This window comes from Caproiciproducens galactitolivorans (assembly GCF_029266045.1).
Classification (GTDB): domain Bacteria; phylum Bacillota; class Clostridia; order Oscillospirales; family Acutalibacteraceae; genus Caproiciproducens; species Caproiciproducens galactitolivorans.
The window spans coordinates 1-3589 of sequence record NZ_JAJUFJ010000025.1 but is presented as its reverse complement, the minus strand read 5'-3'; the positions used below and the strand labels follow the sequence as shown (position 1 = coordinate 3589).

Annotated in this window: 3 protein-coding genes; all 3 read left to right on the top strand. The window is 48.4% G+C overall.

Annotated elements, in window-relative coordinates; translation table 11 throughout:
- Nucleotides 1-85: 85 nt before the first annotated feature.
- A complete protein-coding gene (locus P9B68_RS11640) occupies nt 86-265 on the top strand; it encodes a hypothetical protein (protein WP_277669116.1) in 180 nt (59 codons plus the stop codon).
- On the top strand, nt 244-2700 hold the full coding sequence (gene mobP3 / locus P9B68_RS11635; protein WP_277669115.1) for a MobP3 family relaxase: 2457 nt from the start codon (nt 244-246) through the stop codon (nt 2698-2700). The genes P9B68_RS11640 and mobP3 overlap by 22 nt, the downstream gene beginning before the upstream one ends.
- Nucleotides 2701-2712: 12 nt before the next feature.
- A partial coding sequence (locus P9B68_RS11630) for a DUF3991 and TOPRIM domain-containing protein (protein WP_277669114.1) occupies nt 2713-3589 on the top strand: 877 nt, incomplete at its 3' end.

Here is a 3589-nt window from a genome sequence, read left to right as displayed (position 1 = left end):
GTTGAAAATAAGCAAAAGAGTAAATATGATTCCGAGCACAAATGGATTCCATTTGTGCTCTATTTTATAGTTAGGAGGAATCAAATTGCCTGGCGCAAGAATTGTACTAAATTCCCGGTATTTCCATATTGCCAAAGTGGGAGAAAAGGCAGACGGAAAACATGTCATGACAAAGGACGCAGCGATGGGCCTGGTCAATTATGTTGGCACGCGGGAAAGCGTGGTGCTGAAGCAAACCCAACCATCGGCAACGCGACGGAACTAATCTCCCACGCTGCAGAGTTTGGACTGGGGTTTGCAGTTGACTTAGGTAAGGCAAAAAACTTAGTAGAGTATGTTGGAAAGTGTCCAGGAGTTGACCGTGTTGGAGAACATGGTCTTTTTTCTTCTGCTCCGGAAGTGGATATTAAAAAGGCTCAAGAAGAAATTGCGAACTGTAAGGGTAACATTTGGACGCATGTCATTTCGCTACGTCGGGAGGATGCAGATGCACTTGGGTATGATACTCAGAAGCCGTGGCGCGATCTCATAATGCAAAAGATTGACATCATCGCAAAGGCTTCCAACATTCCGGTATCGGAACTGTACTGGTACGCCGGGATGCACAACACTACACACCATCCCCACATTCATCTGCTTGTATTTTCAGACAATCCCAAATCCGGGAAACTTACCCGGGAGGGAATCAATCAAATGAAATCCGAATTTTCCGAAGTGATCTTCGCGGATGAGCGCCATCACATCTATGAACATAAAGATGAAATGCGCGAGGGAATTAAAAAACAAGTGGATGAAATTCTTTCCGAGATTACGCGAAATGCCGAAAGGCAGTTCAGTGACAAAGAAATGGACACGCTCTGTAATAAGCTGTTGCAGTTGGGGAATGTTCTGAAGAACCGCCCTGGGAAACTACAATACGGCTGGATCAAAGATTTTCAGCTCCGCCGCCAGATTAATGACATCATGGCTGATTTAGGAAAGACACCGGCGATTCAGGAACTTTACCGTCTTTACTGCGAGGACCACAAAGAGCTGCAGGGAATGTATCGAAATAATCCAAAGGATATTGGTCCTCTTGAAAGACAATCCGAATTTCAGGTTATTCGAAACAAGATTATTCGTGAAGCTGTGAACTTGGCCCGAGCGCACGAATCGTCCCTTTCTTCCCCGCTTTCTTACGAATCTCTCTGTGCCCCCCTGCCATCTGAAAAACTGGATTGTTTGCCGGCGGATTATGAACAGTCAGCAAACTGGGATGTCCAGGACGACTTTGAACCGGTAGAACAATGCAGCTCTGCCGAGCAACGATTCCGCGATTGTTGGAACAAAGTAGTGAATGGTGCAGCAAAATCCGGATATGAACTGGCGAAAGCCCGGTATGAGCTGGCCCGGATGTATTTTTATGGAAAAGGCGTAGAACAGGACTATGGACAGGCCATGATGTGGTACGGCCTTGCTGCCGAAAGCGGTCATTCCTTTGCTAAATATGAGCTTGGGAAAATGTATCTTTACGGAATCGGTATTGAAAAAGACCCAGAACTGGGAAAGGAATACTGCCTGGAAGCATACTGGGATTTTCGGCGCTCCGTGGAAAAGGCATACGGGCTGGATATTGGACAATACGTGGAAGATGGAACAGTGTTTGAGGAAGGTTACTCCGGTTGTAAGGACGTAGCCTACCTTCTGTATTGTTTGGGTCGGATGGAACACTCCGGGGAGGGTATCGACCAGAATTACGAAAAGGCATTCCGGTGGTACCGGTTGGCAGCACAGGGCAGTCATATCCATTCCAATTACTGTATGGCACAAATGTATTACGGTGGTGAGGGCGTTCCACAGGATTACTCTGAAGTGCTGCACTGCTACAAAGCAGCCGCAGAAGGTAAAGACCGGTACGCCTATTATGCGCTCGGGAGAATGTTTGACACCGGCACCGGCGTGGAACAGAACCGCTCTGCAGCTGCAAGCTGGTTTACATTGGCGTCAAAAGAAAATGTTCCCTATGCCGATTACCGTTTGGCGCAGATGTGTGCAGCCGGACAGGGCATGGAACGAGATACGGAGTTATCCGGTATTCTCTACCGCAAAGCACTGGAAGAATTTTTAGAGCAGGAGAAGCGGCAGCCGAATGCCGCTGATGAATTACGAATTGCTGGGATGTATCTGCATGGGTTAGGTGTAGATGTTAATCCCAAGGAAGCGGCGAAATGGCTGGAGCTGTGCGCGGAAAAGGAAGACCCGCACGCACAGTATCAGCTTGCGCGGATGTTGCAAACCGGCGATGGCGTCATGAAGAATGAAAACCGAGCCGGTGAATTTTACACGAAGGCTTTTCAAGCCTTTGTAAAACTTAATCACGAAGAACCGGATGACGCGTTACAGTATAAAATCGGAATCATGCTGGAATTCGGGCTGGGTGTAAAACGCGACGTTACCGCAGCCAAAGAGTGGTATCGAATGGCTGCGGATTCAGGAAATGAATCCGCAGCGGAGCGGTTGAATCAGATCCATGTCATGGAAACCGGCATGGCGGTCAACTCTGTGCTGAGTCTGTTTCGGGCACTCAGCCAAAGCATGGGTGACAGCATTAAAGACAGCACAACACACAAGTATCGGCAGGACCGCAAGCTGCTGCAAAAACAGCGTGAGCGGAAGATAGAACATGGACACAAATACGATGACCAGGAGCAGGCTATGTAGAGGAGGATTGAAATGTCAAAGTATGTGGAGTTTACCCAGGAGGAAATTGACCGCGCTGCCCACACGGATATCAAGTCATTTCTGGAAGCAAAGGGCGAAAAGGTTCTGCGGAGCGGAAGTGAGTGGATGTGGGCCGCAAATCCAAGTGTGAAGATTCGCGGCCATGTTTTTTGTGAACACGCCACCGGTGAAGGCGGAACCGCCATTGATTTTCTCTGTACCTTCTACAACTGCCGGTTTCCGGACGCGGTCCTAACCCTGCGGGGGGAAGATTATCACGGAGTAAGGGTACGCCGAAACACGGCTCCGCCACCGGAGCGGAAACCGTTCAAACTGCCGCAGAAAAGCCGGAATATGAAACGGCTCTATGCGTATCTGATGCAGGAACGAAAAATCGACCCAGATATCATTTCCTTCTTTGTCCACCAGCGAAGCCTGTATGAAAGCAGCAATACTCACAATGCCGTATTCGTCGGGTATGACAGGATTGGAAAGGCCCGGTCGGCACACGAAAAGGGGACACTTTCTGACCGACCGTATCGGCGTGACGTACCAGGTTCATCGAAGGACTATTTTTTCAACTATTCTGGCGGTTCGGAATGGCTGTTCGTTTTTGAAGCGCCGATTGATCTGATGTCTTTTATCTGTCTGCATAAGGATAAGAACTGGAAAAAACACAATTACCTAGCTTTAGGCGGGCTGAGCGACCGTGCTCTGGCCCGCTTTTTGTCTGAATATTCTAATATCAGAAAGATTGTATTCTGTTTGGACAACGACGCAAACGCGAAAAACAAGGACGGTTCTCCTGCCCCAAATCACGGACAGGTGGCTGCAAAGCAATTTTGTCATGATTATGGACAAAAAGGATATGACACCTGCGTAATGGTTC